Here is a 20,338-nt window from a genome sequence, read left to right as displayed (position 1 = left end):
CTCCTGCAATCTGCCAGTCGATAACCTGCCACATAAGCCGCCGATTGACAAAGTGCGTGATGGACGAGGCTAGATGCGCAGTCAGCCGGTACTCAAGAAGGTCGCATTTAGCTTCTGTTAATTTTTGAGCAGTCGTTGAATTGTGGTAAAGTACAACGGTGTGATAACGTCGTGTCACGTACGGTTTGACGGCCGGTCGCTGGGGGTTGGTGTGATTGATCTCGCACTCTGGCTTGCTCCGCTCGACGGTGAAAATCCGTCCGGGGAGGATTTGCGCAACGACCCGGCTTTTCATGAGCTGGAGCGCCTGACGGAAGCCCAGATCAAGGTCCTCCACGACGGCAACAACAAGGCCACTTCGCAAAGCACCATTCCGGCCGACTGGGCGGCGGTGCTCGCCAAGGCAGATGAATTGCGCGCGCATGGCCGGGACCTGCGCCTGCTCGTCATCGTCACGCGCGCACTGGCCAATGAAGAGGGGCTGGCCGGCCTCGCGCAGGGCCTGACCCTCATTGCGCAGACTTTCGATCAGTATTGGGAAACCATGCATCCGGCATTGCGGCCCGGCGCTTCGCCACGCGATGCCGCCTTGCGCCGCATCAACGCGCTGCTCGACCTGCAGAATGGTCAGGACGGGTTGTTGGCGAACCTGCGGCAAATGACGTTCTTTGCGCCGCGCGCAATCGGCCCGATTCAGGGCGTAGACCTGGAAAAGGGTGCGCTCGACGACCGCGTCATGCTCCAGGAAGCTGCCTCGGGGTTGAACGTGGCAGAAAAGGCGGCACTGGTCAGTGCGCACGGACAACTCTTGAACCGGGTGCGTGCCGGATGCGCGGCACAGATGGATCAAGCCAACGCAGAGATGGTCTTGCTCATCGCCGACACCCGGGCGGCGATGGCGGCCCTCGATGCCGTCGAGACCGCCCTCAACGCTCGTCTCGATGGGGGCGGCGCTCCGGTTCCGGAATTAAAGCGGTTTCTGCAGCGTTTGCTGACGACCCTCGAACGGAATTCGGCAGCCGGCGCCGTGGCCAATGGCGCGGCCAAGCCACCCCCGCCGGCAGAACCGGCAACGCCTGCCCGAAACGGTCATGGAGCCGATGCGATGGCAAGTATGGCAAGCTACGCGGACCCGAGCACGGGGCTTCCCGACCGGATTTCCTCGCGTGACGACGTGGTGAAATGCCTCGACCTCGTCGTCGCCTTCTATGACCGCACCGAGCCGTCGAGCCCGATCCCGCACTTGGCTCGGCGTGTGCGCCGGATGGTGCACATGGATTTCGTTGAACTTATGGAAGATCTCGCCCCGTCGGGGCTGAAGGAATTCCGGCTCCTTGCCGGCGTTCCCGATGCCAAGAAGGCGGCTCAGAAGGATGAAAGGTAACAACACATGCCAGCCGAAAGCAAAGCGAAGGTCATCGAACGAAATCGCGCGCCGCGGGTGCAGATCGCCTACGATGTAGAAACCTATGGCAGCCCGACGACGATCGAACTGCCGTTCGTCATGGGCGTGATGGCCGATCTTTCCGGAGCTTCGCAAACCAAGGAAGCGTCAAAGTCGGTGCTGGACCGCTCCTTTGTCGAGACCGACGCGAACCGCTTCCCCAAGTTCATGGAGGCGCTCGGTCCCCGCGTCAAAGCCCGGGTGAAGAACACGCTGCCGCAGGCCGAAGGCCAGGAGCGTGACGAGGAACTGGCGCTCGATCTCACCTTCACCAAAATGGGCGATTTCGCCCCGGACAAGATCGCCGCGCAAGTTCCGCAACTGGCCGAGATCCTCAAGATGCGTCGTCAGCTCGAGGAATTGCTGGGCTTCATGGATGGCCGCGTCGACGCCGAAAAGCGCATCGCGCAGCTTCTGAACAACGAGCCGCTTCTTGGCAAGATCGCCAGTCAGGCGCTGACCGACGACGACAAAGCAGGGGAGTAGATCATGGCCGAACAGCAAAAGACCGCCGCCGTCGCCGCCGAGGCCGAAGCCATAGACCTTGGAGAATTCAGCGGGCTCCTCGAGAAGGATTTCAAGGTCAAGAAGGACGACAGCGAGAAGCTGCAGCAGCTCGTGCGCAATCTGGCGCTGGCGGCGCAGTCCCGTTCCGACACCACGACCATCTCGTCCAATGCGATCAAGTCGATCAAGTCGCTGATCGCGGGCATCGACAAGATGCTGACCACGCAGGTCAACGAGATCCTGCATGCGCCGGAAGTGCGCGAGATGGAAGGCACATGGCGCGGCCTCTGGTATCTCGTCAACAACACCGAGACGGATCAGAAGCTGAAGATCCGGGTGATGAACATTTCCAAGGAACAGCTGGCAGACACGCTCGAAGACTTTGAAGGCCAGATGTGGGACCAGAGCCCGATCTTCAAGAAAGTTTATACAGACGAGTATTCGATGCTTGGCGGCGAGCCGATCGGCTGCGTAGTCGGCGCCTACGAATTCTCCAACCACCCGCGCGACGTCGGTCTGCTGCGCAACATCTCCGGCATCTGCGCCTCGGCGCATACGCCGTTCATCGCAGCCGCCTCGCCGCGCCTGTTCCGCATGGACAGCTGGCAGGAATTGCCAAACCCGCAAGACCTGCAGCAGATCGTCTCCAACCCGGCCTATGCATCGTGGCAGTCGTTGCGCGAGAGCGAGGACGCTCGCTACATCGGCCTGACCATGCCCCGCGTCCTGGCCCGGCTGCCCTACGGCACCGATACCGTTCCGGTGAAGGGCTTCACCTTCGAGGAAGAGGTGCAGGGCGACCACAACAAATATGTCTGGATGAATGCCGCCTTCCCGATGGGCGTCAACATCAACCGCAGCCACAAGCTGTTTGGCTGGGGCACGCAGATCCGCGGCGTCGAGAACGGCGGCACGGTGCTGAACCTGCCGGTGCACAGCTTCCCGACCGATGATGGGTCGATCGCGATGAAATGCCCGACCGAAGTCGCCATCGACGACCGACGCGAGGCCGAACTGGCCAAACTCGGCCTGATGCCGATCCTGCACCGGAAGAACACCGATCTCGCGGCCTTCATCGGCGCGCACTCGCTGCAGGACGACGAGACGCGGGCGGGACGGCTGGTCGACCCTGACGCACAGTCGAACGAGCGGCTGAGCGCCAACCTGCCCTATCTCTTCCCGGTTTCGCGCTTTGCGCACTACCTCAAGGCCATTGCGCGCGACAAGGTCGGCTCGTTCAAGGAGCGCTCCGACATGCAGATCTGGTTGACCGAGTGGATCAACCGGTACGTGCTGGCCAACCCGGCCTTTGCCGACGACAAGGCGCGCGCCAAGCGCCCGCTTGCCGCCGCCGAGGTTCAGGTGGACAGTGTGGAGGGGCGTCCTGGCTATTACGCTGCCCGCTTCTATCTGCGCCCACATTACCAGCTGGAGGGCATCAATGCCTCGCTCCGACTGGTGTCGGAACTACCGTCCGTGAAGACTTGATTTGCAGCAACCAGACCTTGTTTTTGTTTGAAAGCGGTGGAGAAAGACAATGCCAGTGAAGATTGATGGTTTTCTGAAGGTTCCGGATATCAAAGGCCCGAGCACCCGCGACGGCCACGATGACGAGATCGAAATCCATGGCGTCGACTACAAGATGGTCGCACCTTATGATCCGAATTCGCTCTCACGCCGTGGCCGCGTGTCCATGGGCATGATCAAGTTCATCAAACATTACGACAAATCCTCGCCCTACCTGAAGAAGGCTTTGTTCGAGAACAAGGCCCTGGACGAGGTGGTGTTCTCGGCACGGCGGACCATCGATGGCGAGACCAAGGATTACCTGGTCGTCACCCTCACCGACGCCTCGATCATGGAATACGACATGTCGCAGGCGCCGGACGAGGAAGACCTGATCCAGGAAGAGGTCAGCTTCGCCTACAAGAAGATCAAGTTCGTCTATGACGGCAATGATGAAGCCGAAATGGATGTCTATGTCGGCAAGTGAGGTTCGGCGACCCGGCGCGGGCAAGCAGCAGACTACCGGCAGCTTGCGGGCAAAAAGCGAGGCCGTCCAGCCTTCACTTTGGGATCGCCTCGTCAATGACCTGCCGGGCCTGACTTCGGAGATAGACGGGCTGCGCCATGTCTTGCTCGACGAGCTTGGCGCGGACCGTCTCGACACACTCGTCGCCGGCAGTGCGCGCACCATAGACGCCGATGCGGAGCTGACACCCGATCAAAAACGGCGACTGCATCGATTGGCCTTTCAGACCCAGCACCGCGTCGAGATCGAAAGCCGCGGCGTGGTGGTTTCGGCTCGCGTGCTCAGGGAAGCGGTGCGGCGTGACATCGAGGCGCTCTTCAACACCGAGCGCTTCGAGGCCACACCGTTGCTTTCCGATCTGGAAAACGAACAGGTGTCGGACAATCCACCTTCGCTCGCCGATTTTCCAGAGGTGCGTCGAAGCGTGGTCAATTACGGCGTGCCTTCCTTCTCGGGCCGGTCGTCCCGCGACTTTGATCGCGACGTGCTGGCGCGTGAGATCCGCGCGGTGCTCGCCACCTTCGAGCCTCGCCTCAGGGAGAGAGCAACAACGGTTACGGTCACCCTTGGCGACAAGACCGTTGGCCTGAAGATCGAGATAGACGCCGTGCTGATCATGACGCCGACGCCGGAACGCATGCGCCTGCGCACCACGATCAATCTCGATAACGGCTTGGCGCGGACCGAAATTAGGGACGCCTGAGATGGATCGGGTCTTCGTCGAATATTACGAGGAGGAACTGACCCATATCCGTGGCCTCGCGGCGGAATTTGCCGATATGCATCCGGCGGTGGCGCGCAACCTCTCCCTCGATACGGTCCCATGTCCGGACCCGTATGTCGAGCGACTGCTGGACGGCGTCGCCTTCCTTGCCGCGCGCACCCGGCTGAAGGTCGATGCCGAGCGCTCGCGATTTTCACGCAGCGTGCTCGAGGTTCTCTATCCCGATCTGGTCACGCCGGCGCCGGCAACGGCGATGGCGGTGCTGAAACCCGGCCAGCAGGTCCAGACCATGCTCGCCGGCCACGTCGTCAAGCGTAACACGCGGCTGGTTTCCAGCCTGCAGCCAGGCCTGTCGACGCGCTGCACGTTCTCCACCGCGCAAGAAATGACCCTATGGCCGATAGCGGTCACTTCGGTCAGCTATTTCCAGGATCGCAGCGCGCTGGCCATGGCCGGCATAGGGCCGATCGGCGGCGGCGGCGGCGCGGCGGCGCTCCGCATCGTACTGGCCCGAACCGGAAAAGGCAGGCTCGACGAACTGGCGCTCGACCGGCTCGACCTCTATTTTGCTGGACGCACCAAGGCGCCGCTCCTGTTCGATGCGATTTTCGGCGCCTGCTCGGCCGTTGGCGCACGCCCGGAAGGCAAGACCAACCCGTTGTCGCCCCTGCCGGCACCCGAAATGGTCGGCATCAGCGACGACGAGGCCCTGATGCCTCGTACCCGTCCGACATTCGAGGGGTACCGTCTGCTGCGCGAATATTTCATGATGCCCGAGCGCTTTCACTATGCGCGGGTTTCCGGGCTTCAGCCCGTCGTGCGCCGATGCGCCGCCGGGCTCGAGATCATCTTCTTGTTCAGACGTGCGGTGCCCGAACTTGCCGACCTGACACCGGCGGACTTCGAACTTTTCGCAACGCCGATCATCAATCTGTTCGAGCGTGAGTGCAACGTCATCGAGGTCGATGCGCGCCGGACGCGGCAGGTGTTGCATGCAGACCGAACGCGGGCGCGCGACTTCGAAATCTACCGGGTCATCCGCGTGGAGGATGCCGACACAGAAGGCAACGACGCCGAAATCCCCGAACTCTTCAGCCTGGGGCAGAACCGCGGCAGTGGCTGGGTCTATTCAACTGAGCGGCGCCCACGCCGGGCGACGGAGGAGGAGCGGCGCGACGGACTGACCCGAACGTCATACACCGGGGATGACGTTTTCCTGGCCATATCCCGGCCGCTCGCAAGCCCGGCGAACCGGCCGCTCAAGCGTCTCGACGTCATGGCGCTTTGCACCAATCGTGACCTGCCGATCCTCGATGACAATCCGACATTGACGTTGGAGGCCGGCGACCCGGTCGAAACTGTCAGGCTGCTTGGCGCGCTGCGTCCACCACAGCCGGCCATCCCCGCGGCACTGCCGGCTGGGGCCGACGGTGAATCGCGGGCCGACGATCTTGCCTGGAGGCTGGTGGCGCAGCTCGCGCTCAACTTCCTCAGCCTTGCCAAGGAAGGCCGCGGCATCGACCCTCTGCATGCTCTGCTCGACCTCTATGCCGATCGCGGCGATCCGAGCCTTGCGCGCAATGTGCATTCGATCGTGCGTATCGACTCGCAGCCGGTCATCGAACGGCTGCAGATCGATGGGCCGATGTGCTTCGGACGCGGCACCGAAGTGACGTTGCACGTTGATCAATCGGTCCTGGCCGGCCAAAGCACCTTGCTGCTTTCGGCCTTGCTGGCGCGGCTGTTTGCCCGCCACGCCGGAATAAACGGCTTCGTGCGAACCCGCACGCGGCTGCTGCAGAAGCAGGAGGATGTGCCATGGCCGATGACGCCCGGCAATCGCTACCTGATCTAGACCAGCCCAGCCCGAACCGGGTCGAAGGTCTGTCCGAGACGTTCGACTTCTTCGAACTGCTGCGCCGTCTCGAACAGCGGAGCGGTCTGTTCGGCCATTCCGGCCGCCCCGACCGTGAGCCGGCACGGCTCGGCCAGCATGTGCGCCTCGCCTTTTCGGCGCGGGACCTGGTTCAGTTCCGCGAAGCCGATGGCGAGACGCCAGCCCGGGTCACGGTTGCAAATCTTGGCCTGCTGGGACCCGAGGGTCCCATGCCGCTGCATCTGACGCGCTGGGTGCTCGACCGCCTGTCGCAGCGCTGGTTCGCCGGCACCGACGCACAGCTGACCAGCGACACGACGTTCGTGGACTTCGTCAACATTCTGCAGCACCGCATGATTGCCCTCTACTACCGGGCGTGGGCGGACGCGCATCCGGCCGTACAGGTCGAACGCGCGGTCGGCGGACGTGTTCGCGCTATGCTGGAAGCGATGGCTGGGATCGGACTTCCCGGCACCCAGGACGCCGATCTCGATACGGTAAAGCTTCGCCAGGCGGCTTCGCTCGCCAGCCAGGTCGACGGCCCGGAACGGCTGACACTGTTCCTGGCGGAAGCATTCAAGGTGCCCGTGCAGATCAGGGAGTTCATCGCTGCCTGGATAACCGTGCCGACCGGCCTCCAGACCCGCCTTGCAAAGGCCTATGCGGGGCTCGGCCGGGGGGCGACGATCGGCCCGCGGGTTTTCAACCGCCAGAGCAGGATCGAACTGCGCGTCGGCCCGCTGGGGTACGAGGACTTCAAGGCCTTCCTGCCTGGCGGCCAGCGACTCAAACTGTTCAAACAGGCCGTTCGCGACATGATCGGGGAATCGCTCGACGTCGACCTGCGCATCGTGCTTGCGTGCGAAGCAGTGCCGCCGCCGCGTATCGGATCGGCACAGCTCGGCCGAACCACCTGGCTTGCGCGGCCCGCCGAAAGGGGCGATGCTGACGACATGCGGCTGCGGACAATCGTCGGATGGCGGCCGGAAATCGCGGGGGTCGCGGCATGAGTCTGCTGCTGACGCTGGAGCAAGGGCCACGCACCCAGGCGGTACGGCAGACCCGGCTGGACGAGGGTGAGCTGGTGATCGGCCGCAGCGCCGATGCGGGCTGGCAGATCGACGATCCCGACATGTTCGTTTCGCGGGCTCACTGCAAGATTTCTGGCGGGCGAGACGGATATTTCGTCACCGACACGTCGAGCAGCGGATTGTTCATAAACGGCTCTGACAGCCCGCTCGGCGCCGGCAAGTCGGCGCGCCTGCAAAGCGGCATGCGGCTGAGGCTGGGCGACTACATCGTCTATGTCGACCTGCAAACGCCGGTCGCTCAAGCACCCGCAGCCGGCCAGCCGGTTCCCGAACGCGTACCGCAGCCATCTCGGGCACCGGTGAGTATCGGCCGCGATGACTTCTTTTCCGCCAAGGTCGAAGAAGAGCCGCGACGGCCACGTCCGGCCGACCTGCCGAACCCGTTCGAGCAGCCGGCTCCGGGCGCGTTCGAGCGTGCCGCATCCCAGCGCAACTCACCTGCTTTCGATGACCCGTTCAGCCTCGATCCGGTTGCAACGCCTGTGTCGAGAAACGCCGCCCCTTTTCTCGAGCCGAGCGGTGCTGCGAACCTGGCGGACCCATTCAGCCTCGAGCCGGCGCCATCCCCAAGCCGTGGAGCCGAACCAACTGCCGGAAAGCCACCCGATTTCAATGATGATTTTGGTTTCGGACCGGCGGCAGTGCCCAGTTCGGCAAACGGCGCCGGCTCGACCGGACAGCGCGAGCGCGCCGCCCAACGACCCCAATCCGCCAATCCCTGGGATTTGCCCGTGCAAGCGGCGGATACCCCTCCCCCACCACGTGCGGTCGCTGCTGCCAAACCCGCCCGCCCGCCCGCCGCGCCGCAGCCGGGGGAGTCGGCGCTTCGCTCGGCATTCCTGCACGGGATGGGCGTCGAGGAAGCCGATTTCCCCGGACGCGACAGCATCGCGGAAATGGAGAAGTTTGGCCGCGAGTATCGGCTGATGATGGAAGGCCTGATGCAGCTTCTGCGCAAACGGGCCGAGGAAAAGGGAAACGCCCGCGTCGCGCAAACCATGGTCGGAGCCTCCGAGGTCAATCCGCTCAAGTTTCTGCCAACGGTCGATGATGCCATCGTCACGCTTATCGCCGAGCGCAGCCCGGGATTTCTCGCCGGCGAAGCGGCAATCGCCGACGCGGTCCGCGATCTCGCGCAACATCACGTGCGCGCCTGGCGCGGCATACAGGCCGCCTTGCGGCGGATGATCGACCGTTTTGACCCGGCCGAGATCGAGGAAGAGCTGAAATCGAATTCGGCAATCGGCACCCTGCTTTCGGGCGGGCGCGGCGCCAAGCTGTGGGAGCTTTATCAGAAACGCCATCGTGAAATCGCCGAGAGCGCGGAAAAAAGCTTCCTTGGCGAAATCGGCGCTGATTTTCGGGATGCTTACGAGGAGGAGTGAGAGATGATCGATCGACGTGAATTTGTCGTTGCCCTGGGCGCGACGGGGTTGCTTGCGGCCTGCCAGAGTGGTCCGCCAAAGCCATCGGTGATCACCGTCAACGTGACCGGCGGGGCCGGCATGAACGCAGGACCAGGTGGCGGCGATCGGCCGGTGACGGTTCTCGTGATGCGGCTGAAAAGCGCCGGCAAATTCAATTCCGCCGACTATTTTGCACTACAGGGGGATGCCGGCACGGCGCTGGCAGGCGATCTTATCGGGTCCGACCAGATCGCTGTCGGGCCGGGGAAATCCGCATCCAAAACCATCACCGTCGAGCCGGACGCGACGGCGCTGGGCTTCGTAGCACTGATCCGCGAGCCTGGCGGCAGGAACTGGCGGACAACCAAGTCGGTATCGCCGGGATCGAAATTCACGATCAACGTCACGCTTGGCAGCGGCGGCATTTCCGCCTAGCAGCCAAGGCAAGGGGAGCTCAATGCAGAGAGCAGCGGCATGAGCGATGCAAACAGGGTGCTATGGTCCGAGGGGCTTTTCCTGCGGACCCAGCATTTCCAGCAGCAGGATCGCTTCTTCGAGGCGACGGTGCGCGGCGCGTTGCAGGCCGGGCAACTGCATACCTTCGGCTTTCAACAGCTGACGCTGGACCAGGCATTGCTGGACGCCGGCCAGATTTCGATCCTGTCCGCACGGGGCATCTTCCCGGATGGAACGCCTTTTTCCATCCCAGACATGATGGACGCGCCGAGACCGCTGCCGGTGACCCCGGACACGGGCGCCGGACCGGTGCTGGTCGCCTTGCCGCTGGAGCCTGCCGGCGGTGTCGGCTTCGATCCGGCGCACGCCGCAGCCTCGGGAGCCCGATATCATGGACGGATCGTTTCGGTGCGTGACGCCGTCCAGGGCGGTTCAGACCCTGAAGAAATCGAAATCGCCCGCCCGCAGGCGCTGCTGCTTGCACCCGGCAAGTCGGTCGGTGGCTACACGGCCTTGCCGATAGCCGACCTCAAGGGCGTTCGAGCCGATGGCGGCGTCTCCCTGGACGAGACCTTCCTGCCACCGACACTGATTACCGGCGCGGTGGCCTGGTATCGGCAATTGCTGCTGGAAGTTGTCACCGGTCTCGACCAGATCGCCGAGGCGCATGGCAAGATGGTCATGGGTGGGCCTGGGCGCAGCGTCGAAGATCTGCTGATGCTCAATCTCGCCAATGCGGCGCGCCCGCGGCTGGCCCACATACTGGCCCAAGATGTCTTCCATCCGGCCGAGCTTTACCTGGAGCTAGCCGGGCTTGCCGGTTCGATGGCCACCTACGGATCGAGCGCGCGGCGGCTGGGCGAGTTGCCGGCCTACGATCACATGGCCCCTGGCCCCGCCTATTCGGCGCTGGCGGATGCGCTGCGCTCGCTCATCCTCAGCCTGCGTTACATCGAGCCGAAATCGCGTGCGCTGCCGGTCATGAGGCATTCGACCAATGTCTGGAAAATCCGCATCGACAACCCGAAGCTGCTGGTGGCCAGCCGGATCGTCATCCGGGTCGGTTCGGAGCTGTCGGAGGACGCGCTGCGCAAGATATTCGTCAACCAGGCGACCGTCGGCTCGGCCGACCAGTTCGAGGGCCTGTGGAAATCGCGCTTGCCCGGCATTCCGCTTAAACCGCTTCATTCGCAGCCGCGCGAAATCCCTTACGATGGCGATCGGCTATGCCTCGAGCTGGACCAGAAGAGCGAGTACTGGGCGTCGCTGCTCGATGCTCCCGGCTTCGTCATCGGCGTTTCGGGCGTGTTGCCAAGCGAGCCGCAGGTGGACTGCTATTCGGTGAACAGGTGAGATGATGAGCCGCGATGATCCTTTCGGACTGTCGGAGGATCGCGAACGCACTCGTATTCGATTGACCGGCGCGCCGATGCCGCGGCCCATGGCGCCACTCTTGCCGGGCGCGGTGGTCAAGCGATCCCGCACCCACCCGAACGCGCTCGTCAACGCATTCGCGCCTTTGCTCGAGTTCGCTCCCGAACTTGAAAGCGCGCTGGCGCCGGACAATCCGGAAGCACTGCGTACCCGGTTGCTCGAAGAACTGGTGCGGGCCCGCGACACGGCAATGACGGCGGGATCCTCAATGGAGCGGGCCGACCAGGCAGCATGGGTCGTGGCGGCGCTGCTCGACGACCTGGCCCTGAACACGCCATGGGGCGGGGCCAGCGCCTGGCCGCGGCAGCCGCTCGTGGTCATGCTGCGCGGCGATGTCGATGCCGGAACGCAGTTCTTCACACGTCTCGACGAGCTCGAGCGCCATCCGAACCGGGATCGCGAATTGCTGGAGCTGCAGTATCACTGCCTGGCGCTTGGCTTCCGTGGCAAATATCGTGTGGCAAACCGGTCAGGCGACCGCTCGATCAATGCCGTTCGCGTGGCGGCGGCACGCTTCTTGCGCGATGTCGATGCCGAAGGCGCGCCCTTGTCGCCAAACTGGAAGGGCGTGATCGCATCCGACGAGCCGCAGCGCTTCATCGTTCCGATCTGGGTCATGGCGCTCGGTGCGGCGGTCATCGCCACGGCAGTCCATGTCGGGCTCTCGACGGGACTGAGCAGCCAGGCGGTCGAGCTTTCCGCGCTTGTTCGCGCGTTGCCGCCGCCTGCACGTGGCGACATCACCCGGGCATCGCCCAAGGTCGATGCACCGCCGCCGGAGAAAGTGGATTTTGCGCTGTTGCCGGAATTTCAGGCCGGGGCGCCGGCCGAGTTGAAATCCGCCCTCAGCGGTACCGAAAGCGTTTCGGTGGCCAAGCTGATCATCCAGGCCTCCAACCCCGAACTGTTCCAGTCGTCGCGGCCACAACTGACCGAGGGCTTCGAGCCCCTGATCGGGTCGATCGCCAAGGTGATCCTCGCCAATCAGGAGCTCATCGGAAAGATCACGGTGATCGGTCATACGGACAGCGTTCCGCTGCAGAAGACCAATCCGCTGTCGACCAACCAGCGACTGTCCGAGGCTCGCGCCCAGACGATTGCCGACATGCTGGTCCAGAACGGAGTGCCGCAGGATCGCGTCCGTTCCGAGGGCCGCGCAGCCACCGATCCAGTGGCCACCGACAGCACGCGCGAGGGGCGGGCCTTGAACCGCCGCGTCGAGGTGCTCGTCGAAAAGAGGCTGTGAGATGTTCATCCTGCGCTTCCTGTGGGCAGTTCTGACATCACGCTGGCTGTGGACGCTGATCGGCATCACGCTGCTTTCCCTGGTCATCTGGGTGTTCGGTCCGATCGTCAGGGTCGGTCCCTACGAACCGTTCGCCTCTGAAAATGTGCGCATCGTCATCATCGCGCTGCTGGTCATCTTCTGGCTGATCTGGCTGATCGTCGCCCAGCGCCGGGCGATCCGCGCCAACCGCATGTTCGTCGCCGAGATTGCCGCACCAGCAGTGGAAAAGCCGCTCAGCCCCGGCGAAGAGAATGTCGCAGCCGTGGGCGCCAAGTTCGCCGAGGTGATGGCCGAACTGAAGCGCCGCAAGCTGGGCGGACGCAAGTTTCTGCGCGAAATGCCATGGTATGTGATCGTCGGGCCGCCGGCCACCGGCAAGACCACTGCCTTGCGGCAGTCCGGACTGAATTTTCCGATCGACCTCACAGACGACCTGCAGGGGGTCGGCGGCACGCGCAACTGCGACTGGTTCTTTTCCGAAAACGCGGTTCTGATCGACACCGCCGGCCGCTATGTCCAGCAGGAGAGCCAGCCCGATGTGGACGCGGCGGAATGGCTGGGCTTCCTCGACCTGTTGAAGAAGCACCGGGGCCGCCGCGCGCTCAACGGCGTGATCGTCGCGCTTTCGATCGACGTGCTTTCGGAAGGCGACGACGCCATCAAGGCGCACGGCCGCAAGATCCGCCGCCGGTTGGCCGAGCTCAACAACCGCCTCGAAATCCGCCTTCCGGTCTATCTGATGCTGACCAAGGCCGATCTGATCAAGGGTTTCGAGGCTTTCTTCGGCGGCTTGTCCACTGCCTCGCGCGAGCAGGTATGGGGAACGACCTTCGCGCTGGATGCGCGTGTGGATGCCAAGACCATCGAACGAGAGATTTCGACGTTGGCGACGGAACTCGAGCGGCGGCTGGTGCCGCGCCTGGAGGATGAGGACAAACTCGCCGCCCGTGCCGAGATCTTCCGGTTTCCCGCCCAACTCGCAAGCCTGTCCGAACCGATCCAGGTGCTGGTCGAGGCGATGTTCGGCGAAAGCCGGTATGAAGAGGTCGCCTGGCTGCGCGGGCTCTACCTGACATCGGCGACGCAGGAAGGGGCGCCCATCGACCGGCTGACCGCGGCGCTGTCTTCTTCCTTCGGCCTACCGCCACGCCGGGCCCTCCCCGCACCACGGGTCGAGAAACGCAGCTTCTTCCTCAAGAACCTGCTCACCGAAGTCATCTTCAAGGAAGCCGGCCTCGGTACGTTCGACCCGCTGGCGCAACGCCGCCGCGCCTGGATCTGGCGCGGTGCCGCGGCTGCATGTGCCGTGGCGGGTTTGTTGGCCAGTGCGGTGTTCACCTGGTCCTACTACGACAACCGCAATGCCATCTCGGCCCAGGCAGGCCAGTTCGAAGCGCTGCAATCTCCGCTGACCTCTGTTGCCGCAACCCCTGCATCGGTGGAACAGCCTGCCATGGACGGCGCGCTCGGTGCGATGGACGCGGTCGCAAGTGCCCGGATAGAACCGCCGGGCGCCGCCCAGGACCTGCTGGGGCCATCGGCCTCGGCGGAACTGGTGCGGGCACAGACAGACACCTACGACCACGCCCTGCGCAACGTCCTCGAGCCACGCATGGTCGCACTGCTCGAGGCGACCATGTGGCGGCAGATCCGCGATCCGGATTTCATGCTCGGGGCGCTGAAGACCTATCGGATGATGACCGGGCTGTCGCAGATGGATCCCGATTTCGCCCAGAACTGGTGGGTCAACAGCCTGCCCGAATTCGCCGCCGCGGCACCATTTCCGACAGCCGATGCCGAAGAACACCAGCTTGCCGCCATCCGCCGCATGACGGTCGACGAAAGCTATATTGCGCCCGACCAGGCCCTGGTTGCCGAAGCGTTGAAGACGGTGTGCACGATTTCACTGCCGGCGCGTGCCTACAAGCAGTTGCTGGCCGATCCGGCAGTGGCCGGGCTCAAGGAGTGGATCCCGGCCAATTTCGCCGGCCCCAACGGTGGCAAGGTGTTTGCACGGCGATCCGCCAAGACACTTCGCGTCGGGATTTCGGGAGCCTTCACCTATACCGGCTTCCACGATGTCATTCTCGACCGCATCGACGATGTCGCCGCCCAAGCGGCGCTCGATCGCGCCGTTTTCGCCGGCGGCTGCTCGGAAAACTCAGAAACTTCGGTCTCGGCGCTGTCGGAGGATATTCTGAAGCTCTACTATGACGACTATATCGCGCAATGGGATAGCTTCCTGCGCGACATGAGGCTGGCGCCATTGACCGATCTCAATGTCGCCGGCGAAAATCTGAAGGACCTGTCGAGTGCAGACTCGGCGCTGAAGCGGCTGCTTACGGCGGTCGTTCAGGAGACCGAGTTGACGCGCTCCGAGGATGACGCGCCCGCCGACAACAAGGCGGCGGCCAAGGGCGCTTCGAAACTGCTCGGCAAGCTTGGCAAGCTCGGCAAGCTGGCGACAAGCGGCGCGAAACTGCTTCCCCGCGCCGGATCGGCCAGCGAGGTGGACCTGACCGGCAATCTGGTGGCCGAACATTTCAAACCGCTCAAGAGCACCATCGCCGAGGTCGACGGCCAGCCGCCGGCACTGGATGCCGCGGTTGTCGCGCTGACCGCGCTTTCGAACGTGCTGCAGACGGTCACCGCGAACCCCAATCCGCAGGACGCCATCAAGAAGCAGGGCGGCCTTGCCGAACTGACGGGCGCGGTCGCCAGGCAGGCACAGATCCTGCCCGACCCCATCAACACCTGGCTGGGCGGGATTGCCGGCGATACCAGCAATTTGACTCAGAAAGCGGTCACTTCGGAGCTCAACGCCATCTGGCGGGCCGACATACTGCCTTTCTGCCAGGCCGCGCTGAACGACCGCTATCCCTTCAGCGCCGAGAGCGCTGTGGACGTCAATGTGCGTGATTTCGCCCGCCTGTTCGGACCGGCCGGGCTGATCGACGGTTTCATCAACGACCACCTGATCAACTATGTGGACACGACCAGCCAGCCATGGAAGTGGCGCGCCGATTTCGGCCTCGATCCTGCGGCGCTGCCGGCGTTCGAGCAGGCCAGGCATATCCGCGACGATCTCTTTCCCGGTGGTACCGGACCGGTGATGAGCTTCACGCTCGAGCCGAAGGATCTGTCTCCCAACGTCACGCGCGTCACGCTCAATCTCGATGGCCAGAGCCTCGTCTACTACAACAACGCGACGCGGCCGCAGCCGATGACCTGGCCCGGCAAGGATGGCACCGGGGTCATTACGCTCGCCTTCCAGCCGATCGACGGATCGCCCGAAGTCCTGCTCAACGAGACCGGCAGCTGGGCATGGCTGAGGATGCTGCGCAGCGGCCGCTTCGCCGGCACTTCGCTGTCCGATGTCTACAGCCTGCGCCTGGGCACGAAAGGCATGTACGCCGATTTCGAGCTCAAGGCCGCCAGCGTCGAAAACCCGTACAATCTGGAAATGTTCAAGAAATTCTCATGTCCACCGCAGATATAAGCACCGGCTTCTTCGGAAAGATCCCGGCGACCGGAGATTTCGTCGCCTGGAACCTGCCGCGGGCTTTCATCGACCGCTGGGACCGCTGGATGTCGATGGAATTGCTGGCGCGACCCGATGAGGGGGAACTTGACTCGCGCGTATGGCGCTTCACCGTGCCGGCCGGCATCTTCGGCGACCAGCCCTGTGCCGGGGCATGGCGCATGAGCTACGACCGCGTAGGGCGCCGATACCCCTTTGCCATTGTAAGGCTTGGACCGCCGCCGGAGCCAACCGCCAGATGGTTTGACGAAATCGCCGCATGCCTTAATGGCGCTGTGGAAGGTAACTGGTCAACCACCAAACTAGCAGAGACGGTGGCCTTGCTGAGAGAGACGAGCACGGGCGACGCTTCCGCCTTAACGTTCTGGTGCGATGACTTCGGCGTCACCGAGTTTTGCTTCGCTGATATCCACGACCTCGCTGACAACGCCCTGCCGAAGCTGCGCGCCACCAAGCCCGCAATCGAGGATATCTGACGATGGGCCTTACTGTCTTCAGAGCATGGGCTTCTTTCACAAGGGCAGTGGTGGCAAGGGCATTGCGCCAGGCGAAGTCTGTCTCAGCCCTCCTCTGCCAACGACGGCGCGCACGCCCCTTTCCAGCCTGAAGCCGATCAACTCAACGCCGGCGCATTCCCGTGACCACCGCCGCCGTCCTCAGGCCTGTTTCGGACGCTATCTCAAGCATCGCTGCAGGTCCCGGCGCATAGTTTTGCCGCATGCCATCCGCCGCCAGCATCAACGCCAGCGCACCTGCCGCAGCACCAATCTCGCCGACGGTCATCGCCGGATACGCCGTCGGGGTCAATTCTCGCAGCGTGCGATAGAAGCGCGGGTGCACAACCAGTTGCTCGAGTGCGCGATGACGCTCGCCGTTGGAATTGCTGACGACAAACGAAATGTCAGGTTCCTTCGGCCCGTTGCTCGCAACCGCCGCGCGCAACGCGCTCAGCATGGCGCGGCCCTGACTGAAACGGTCGGAGAGGACACTGTCTTCCTCGCGCGCGACGCCGATATTGACGACAGCGGGAGCGACCGCGCCATTACCCTCCGGCGCGCTCGTCAGCCTGACGAAGACCGCCGCTTCGCCGGGGACCAGACCCTGAGCGCCGTCCGACGACTTCAGGCGCCCGCTTTGCCGCAGTCGGTCCAGGTCGACGTCGTTGAGGAAACTGTCGACCCCGCCCAGGATGATCTGTTCGACACCTGGCCGGCTGAACAAGTCTGCCGCGCGTTCAAGCAGACCGACATTGGCCGCCGCGCCGCCATCCACCGCGATCGACGCCGGATGGAAGCTGCCGCCGCAACCGAGCATGACGGCAGGCAGAAACTCGACAAATGGTACGGTCGCAAAGGCCGGATGCCTGCGGAAGCTCTCGGGCGGCGAAATGACTAGCGCCGTCGCCGCCGCCGCGAACGGCCCCGAGCGAAGTGCTTCCATGATGGCCCGAACGGCCATGTTCACCAGCCACTCGCCATCGGTTTTGCGCAGTTTCCAGGTCGTCGGTACACGCGCGGCGATCTGGGTAGAGGGGAACGGCTCGACCACGATTTCATTGAATGCCGACAGGCCGGCGCGAATGGCCGCCAGCGTCTGGCGCGCGTCCAACCCGGCGGCAGTGACCGCGCCCGCGCCCGCGAGGTAGACCGGGGCCTTCACGGTTGCCACATCGGCCGGTCACGCAATGTCCCGTCGCCTCCATAGTGGCTGAAATACTGCTTGCGCTTGCGCTTCGCCACGAGCAGCGCGGGCGTGACTTGTCCGAAAACGATTGCACGCAGGGCGGGCGCGTTGCGGCGGGTGACGAGCGCGATGCGCGATTTCAGGGTGACGCGCCAGAGGTCCGGCTCGATGATGGCCGTGTCGGCCACAAAATCGCGCTCCTCGACCCTGTCGGCGAAGAGCAGGCGGATCGGCGCGATGACACGCGGCATCCGGAAATCCCAGCAGCCGGACGGCGTCAGACCGATGAGCCGCACGTCTTCGCCGCCGACGATGCGCGGCAGGTGCTGGTCGGGGGGCGTGCTCATATGGTGCCGCGGATCGAAATCCTTGGGCGGCAACGGCCACTGGTTGTCGATCCAGGCCTGGTCGTAGGTGCCCGCATACTGGAGGCGCTGCCGCCAATTCCTGCCAATCGGGCCGAAGCCTGCGGCCCTCGGCCGGTCCTGCGGGCCGCGGAACATCTGGTCCGGATAGGTGATGTTGGGCGCATGTGTTCTGACGGAGGGGTCGGCCGAGACGGCATGGCGAAAGCCGACGCCGACTGGGTTTTCGGCATCAGCTGCGGCGGCGGTCATGCCGCCAAAGGCGCGTTCATAAATGATCGGCATTGTGCGGAAGGGGAGCGGCTCACTGTAAGCGCCCGCGTCGTAGATACGGTCCCCGACCACATGTAGCACCTTCTGCAGGCCGTTGACGCGAAAGCCGACCTGCATCTCACGCGCCGGCCTGTCCTTCGGCGTGTAGGCGGTGCCGTTGACGACGATCTCGGACGCCGGCTTTCGCGGTGCGATGTCGGCGTCATAGCGGTTTGACGATACGCCGGGCACGCCACGCGGCACATCTCCGAGGACCACAGGCAACTGAGCCGCCGCAATGTCCAGCCTGCCGTCCCGTTCTGGCGCCTCGAAGCTCGCCGAAAACATCGCGACGAGCACCTCCTGGCCGTCCGCGTCATGCTGGACGTGGGTCACGGCGCTGAATGGTGTCCGGTTCTCGACCTCGACGTCGAACGACATGGTTCAGGTCCAGTTGCCGTTCTCGTCAAGACCGATCGGCCAGTACGGCATGCACGTTATCAATTGCACATAATCCTCGTACTTCTCGTCGACCAGCCATTGCAGCATCGCGACCTGCGGGGGCACGCGATCGGCCGCGGGCAACGAGCGGTTGACCTCGTCGAATTCGAGCCAGTAGTTGCGAAAGAACCAGACGACTTCGGGCGCCGATGCTGGACCGGCCAGACGCCTGTCGAATGCCAGGTCGACCGCCTCGTCGTGGTCATAACCTTCCTCAACGAAAGCCTGCACATTGCCCTGCCACCAGTTGTCCGCGACCTTGTACGCAACCTCGAAGTTGGCGATGTACTCTGCGTAGATTTCCCTGTGCTGCTCGGTCGCTTCGGCAATCGGTTTGGCTTTGCCCTGGCCCGGCACCTGGCCCGCGAGATCGTCGGGCGCGTTCAAAAGCTGCCTTACGCCGTTTTCGATGTTGTGGACGACCTTGAACGCCATGTCAGCAATACTCCCCGCCTGGAGACAGGCCGACCGGAACGAAGACGAGAAAGGTCATGATCTCAAAGAGATCAGGAGCCGCGGTCTTGAGGTCGTTGACCAGCAAATCGACCGGAAGCGCAAAGTCGACGTCATCTGAGTCGTCGTCGGACCCCCAATCACCTTCCTCCGGCGCAGCGTCCGGCTGCTTGTTCGTTTCGTTCTCGCGGTTCAGTTCGAGGATGCGCAGGTAATAGATTCGGACGACCTCAAGCACTCTGGGATGCGCAACGGGACCCATCGGCCATCGTTGTTCGAACGAGTTGAGGGATTTTGCGTCCTGCATTTTTTCAGGACCGCGCCCTGCGTGTTCCTTCCACCAGGCCATCACTGGCGGCAGAACCTTGCGGAGATCGGCGACATATTCAGCCTGGAGATCGTCGTATCGCGCGTTCATCGATCGTACCTCTCATCTCCTGCCCCTGGCTACCTTCGCCTTAACCTTCGAGCCTTGGCTCATGTAGTGCTCTTCACAATGCGGCCGGGCGAACTTCGCCTTGCGCATCATCTCCTTGAATTTTTCAACGCCGAGATGGCAGCCGCCCTTGTCCCATGCCTCGTTCAGCGGGGGCTGGTGGTCGTGGGTGCGATACTCCTTCTTTTCCCATGAGCCGTCCTCATTCTTGGTCCATTGCTGCTTGCTCTTCCTCCTCCCCCTCTTTTCCCTATGGAATGGGGCGGTGCCGGTTGCCCTCTTGCCCTTGCATTCCCAGCAAGGCTTTCCATTAACCGCGTCGCGCTGCTCGGCCGAGCGGCCCGGCCGGCAGGCCTGACTGTAGGGTTTGCTCTTCGGGCAAGGCTTGTTGTACAGGTCACCCAACTCGGCCCTGAGCGTCGTTAATGCGCCGAGGGTCGTGCAATTCGGCGGAGTGCACATGGTGTTCTGCAGCACAGGATCGCCGTGCCGGCAAACGCCCTTGCCTTCTACTTTCACCGTGAACGACCACAGTGTGAAACTGGCCTTGCCTTTGATCTTGTGCGTCACCACGCCCGCGCCGAGACCTGGCGTCGCCGGTTCATTGCCGGTGGACATCGAGCACTCTGAAACGTTTTCCAGCGCCGTCGGATTGCCGCCATCCGCCTTGACGCTCTTGCTTCCCTTGATCAGGTCCTTGGCGAACGCCATGTTGACATAAGGCACCGGAACCGGCCCCGCGGGTGGCGGGGGCGGCGTCAAGCAGACGTCACCCGGCGCGATCGCCTGGCCGTTGCTGCCCTTGTGGAACCACCCCATGTTTTCCGCGAACACCGTGCAGGGCATGGC

Annotated in this window: 18 protein-coding genes; 13 read left to right on the top strand and 5 right to left on the bottom strand. The window is 63.6% G+C overall.

The genetic code is table 11. From position 1 onward, the window contains the following. The first annotated feature begins 211 nt into the window (after positions 1–211). From tssA to tagF, 13 genes are read left to right on the top strand one after another with little or no spacing between them, the layout of a single operon-like run. On the top strand, positions 212–1,384 hold the full coding sequence (tssA, locus tag CGZ66_RS01530) for a type VI secretion system protein TssA (RefSeq protein WP_095080776.1): 1,173 nt from the start codon (positions 212–214) through the stop codon (positions 1,382–1,384). 6 nt (positions 1,385–1,390) lie between these two features. Continuing rightward, positions 1,391–1,930 (top strand): type VI secretion system contractile sheath small subunit, encoded by a 540-nt coding sequence (gene tssB, locus CGZ66_RS01525; protein ID WP_095080775.1) that lies wholly within the window; start codon positions 1,391–1,393, stop codon positions 1,928–1,930. A gap of 3 nt (positions 1,931–1,933) precedes the next feature. Beyond that, complete coding sequence (gene tssC / locus CGZ66_RS01520; RefSeq protein WP_095080774.1) at positions 1,934–3,439, top strand: type VI secretion system contractile sheath large subunit; 1,506 nt, start codon at positions 1,934–1,936, stop codon at positions 3,437–3,439. 49 nt (positions 3,440–3,488) lie between these two features. After that, positions 3,489–3,944 (top strand): Hcp family type VI secretion system effector, encoded by a 456-nt coding sequence (locus CGZ66_RS01515; RefSeq protein WP_095080773.1) that lies wholly within the window; start codon positions 3,489–3,491, stop codon positions 3,942–3,944. Then, entirely contained in the window at positions 3,931–4,686 is a 756-nt protein-coding gene (tssE, locus tag CGZ66_RS01510; RefSeq protein ID WP_095080771.1) for a type VI secretion system baseplate subunit TssE, read from the top strand. The genes CGZ66_RS01515 and tssE overlap by 14 nt, the downstream gene beginning before the upstream one ends. A 1-nt stretch (position 4,687) precedes the next feature. After that, entirely contained in the window at positions 4,688–6,562 is a 1,875-nt protein-coding gene (tssF, locus tag CGZ66_RS01505; RefSeq protein ID WP_095080770.1) for a type VI secretion system baseplate subunit TssF, read from the top strand. Next, positions 6,526–7,593 carry a type VI secretion system baseplate subunit TssG gene (gene tssG, locus CGZ66_RS01500; RefSeq protein WP_095080769.1) on the top strand — a complete coding sequence of 356 codons (1,068 nt, stop codon included), beginning with the start codon at positions 6,526–6,528 and terminating at the stop codon, positions 7,591–7,593. The genes tssF and tssG overlap by 37 nt, the downstream gene beginning before the upstream one ends. Beyond that, positions 7,590–9,059, top strand: a complete 1,470-nt coding sequence (tagH, locus tag CGZ66_RS01495; RefSeq protein ID WP_095081086.1) for a type VI secretion system-associated FHA domain protein TagH — start codon at positions 7,590–7,592, stop codon at positions 9,057–9,059. Before tssG ends, tagH begins: the two co-directional genes overlap by 4 nt. A 3-nt stretch (positions 9,060–9,062) precedes the next feature. Next, positions 9,063–9,515, top strand: coding sequence for a type VI secretion system lipoprotein TssJ (gene tssJ, locus CGZ66_RS01490; RefSeq protein WP_095080767.1), 453 nt, complete (start codon positions 9,063–9,065; stop codon positions 9,513–9,515). 39 nt (positions 9,516–9,554) lie between these two features. Then, the gene (gene tssK / locus CGZ66_RS01485; protein ID WP_095080766.1) at positions 9,555–10,889 is read left to right on the top strand and encodes a type VI secretion system baseplate subunit TssK; all 1,335 of its coding nucleotides are present in this window, start codon (positions 9,555–9,557) and stop codon (positions 10,887–10,889) included. Positions 10,890–10,893: 4 nt separating this feature from the next. Further along, on the top strand, positions 10,894–12,216 hold the full coding sequence (gene icmH / locus CGZ66_RS01480; protein WP_095081084.1) for a type IVB secretion system protein IcmH/DotU: 1,323 nt from the start codon (positions 10,894–10,896) through the stop codon (positions 12,214–12,216). 1 nt (position 12,217) lies between these two features. Beyond that, a complete protein-coding gene (gene tssM, locus CGZ66_RS01475; protein ID WP_095080764.1) occupies positions 12,218–15,757 on the top strand; it encodes a type VI secretion system membrane subunit TssM in 3,540 nt (1,179 codons plus the stop codon). Next, the gene (gene tagF, locus CGZ66_RS01470; RefSeq protein ID WP_095080763.1) at positions 15,739–16,275 is read left to right on the top strand and encodes a type VI secretion system-associated protein TagF; all 537 of its coding nucleotides are present in this window, start codon (positions 15,739–15,741) and stop codon (positions 16,273–16,275) included. Before tssM ends, tagF begins: the two co-directional genes overlap by 19 nt. Positions 16,276–16,417: 142 nt before the next feature. On the opposite strand, the gene CGZ66_RS01465 is transcribed toward tagF, so the two are convergent. From CGZ66_RS01465 to CGZ66_RS01445, 5 genes are read right to left on the bottom strand one after another with little or no spacing between them, the layout of a single operon-like run. Next, positions 16,418–17,467, bottom strand: coding sequence for a hypothetical protein (locus CGZ66_RS01465; protein WP_095080762.1), 1,050 nt, complete (start codon positions 17,465–17,467; stop codon positions 16,418–16,420). Further along, positions 17,455–18,540 (bottom strand): DUF2169 family type VI secretion system accessory protein, encoded by a 1,086-nt coding sequence (locus tag CGZ66_RS01460; protein ID WP_095080761.1) that lies wholly within the window; start codon positions 18,538–18,540, stop codon positions 17,455–17,457. Before CGZ66_RS01460 ends, CGZ66_RS01465 begins: the two co-directional genes overlap by 13 nt. A gap of 3 nt (positions 18,541–18,543) precedes the next feature. Further along, a complete protein-coding gene (locus CGZ66_RS01455; RefSeq protein WP_095080760.1) occupies positions 18,544–19,035 on the bottom strand; it encodes a hypothetical protein in 492 nt (163 codons plus the stop codon). 1 nt (position 19,036) lies between these two features. Continuing rightward, entirely contained in the window at positions 19,037–19,471 is a 435-nt protein-coding gene (locus tag CGZ66_RS01450; RefSeq protein WP_095080759.1) for a hypothetical protein, read from the bottom strand. A 12-nt stretch (positions 19,472–19,483) separates the two neighbouring features. Beyond that, the gene (locus tag CGZ66_RS01445; protein ID WP_206073647.1) at positions 19,484–20,323 is read right to left on the bottom strand and encodes a DUF4150 domain-containing protein; all 840 of its coding nucleotides are present in this window, start codon (positions 20,321–20,323) and stop codon (positions 19,484–19,486) included. Between the last annotated feature and the right edge of the window lie 15 nt (positions 20,324–20,338).

The organism is Mesorhizobium sophorae (genome assembly GCF_002270415.1).
Classification (GTDB): Bacteria; Pseudomonadota; Alphaproteobacteria; order Rhizobiales; family Rhizobiaceae; genus Mesorhizobium; species Mesorhizobium sophorae.
The sequence above is the reverse complement of the archived record's forward strand: the minus strand, read 5'-3'. Positions and strand labels throughout refer to the sequence as shown.

Excerpts from the sequence above, each read along its gene's own strand:
- tssB (WP_095080775.1), top strand. The coding sequence starts at position 1,391 with ATGCCAGCCGAAAGCAAAGCGAAGGTCATCGAACGAAATCGCGCGCCG.
- tssC (WP_095080774.1), top strand. The coding sequence starts at position 1,934 with ATGGCCGAACAGCAAAAGACCGCCGCCGTCGCCGCCGAGGCCGAAGCC.
- CGZ66_RS01515 (WP_095080773.1), top strand. The coding sequence starts at position 3,489 with ATGCCAGTGAAGATTGATGGTTTTCTGAAGGTTCCGGATATCAAAGGC.
- tssE (WP_095080771.1), top strand. The coding sequence starts at position 3,931 with ATGTCGGCAAGTGAGGTTCGGCGACCCGGCGCGGGCAAGCAGCAGACT.
- tssF (WP_095080770.1), top strand. The coding sequence starts at position 4,688 with ATGGATCGGGTCTTCGTCGAATATTACGAGGAGGAACTGACCCATATC.
- tssG (WP_095080769.1), top strand. The coding sequence starts at position 6,526 with ATGGCCGATGACGCCCGGCAATCGCTACCTGATCTAGACCAGCCCAGC.
- tagH (WP_095081086.1), top strand. The coding sequence starts at position 7,590 with ATGAGTCTGCTGCTGACGCTGGAGCAAGGGCCACGCACCCAGGCGGTA.
- tssJ (WP_095080767.1), top strand. The coding sequence starts at position 9,063 with ATGATCGATCGACGTGAATTTGTCGTTGCCCTGGGCGCGACGGGGTTG.
- tssK (WP_095080766.1), top strand. The coding sequence starts at position 9,555 with ATGAGCGATGCAAACAGGGTGCTATGGTCCGAGGGGCTTTTCCTGCGG.
- icmH (WP_095081084.1), top strand. The coding sequence starts at position 10,894 with ATGAGCCGCGATGATCCTTTCGGACTGTCGGAGGATCGCGAACGCACT.
- tssM (WP_095080764.1), top strand. The coding sequence starts at position 12,218 with ATGTTCATCCTGCGCTTCCTGTGGGCAGTTCTGACATCACGCTGGCTG.
- tagF (WP_095080763.1), top strand. The coding sequence starts at position 15,739 with ATGTCCACCGCAGATATAAGCACCGGCTTCTTCGGAAAGATCCCGGCG.
- CGZ66_RS01460 (WP_095080761.1), bottom strand. The coding sequence starts at position 18,540 with ATGTCGTTCGACGTCGAGGTCGAGAACCGGACACCATTCAGCGCCGTG.
- CGZ66_RS01455 (WP_095080760.1), bottom strand. The coding sequence starts at position 19,035 with ATGGCGTTCAAGGTCGTCCACAACATCGAAAACGGCGTAAGGCAGCTT.
- CGZ66_RS01450 (WP_095080759.1), bottom strand. The coding sequence starts at position 19,471 with ATGAACGCGCGATACGACGATCTCCAGGCTGAATATGTCGCCGATCTC.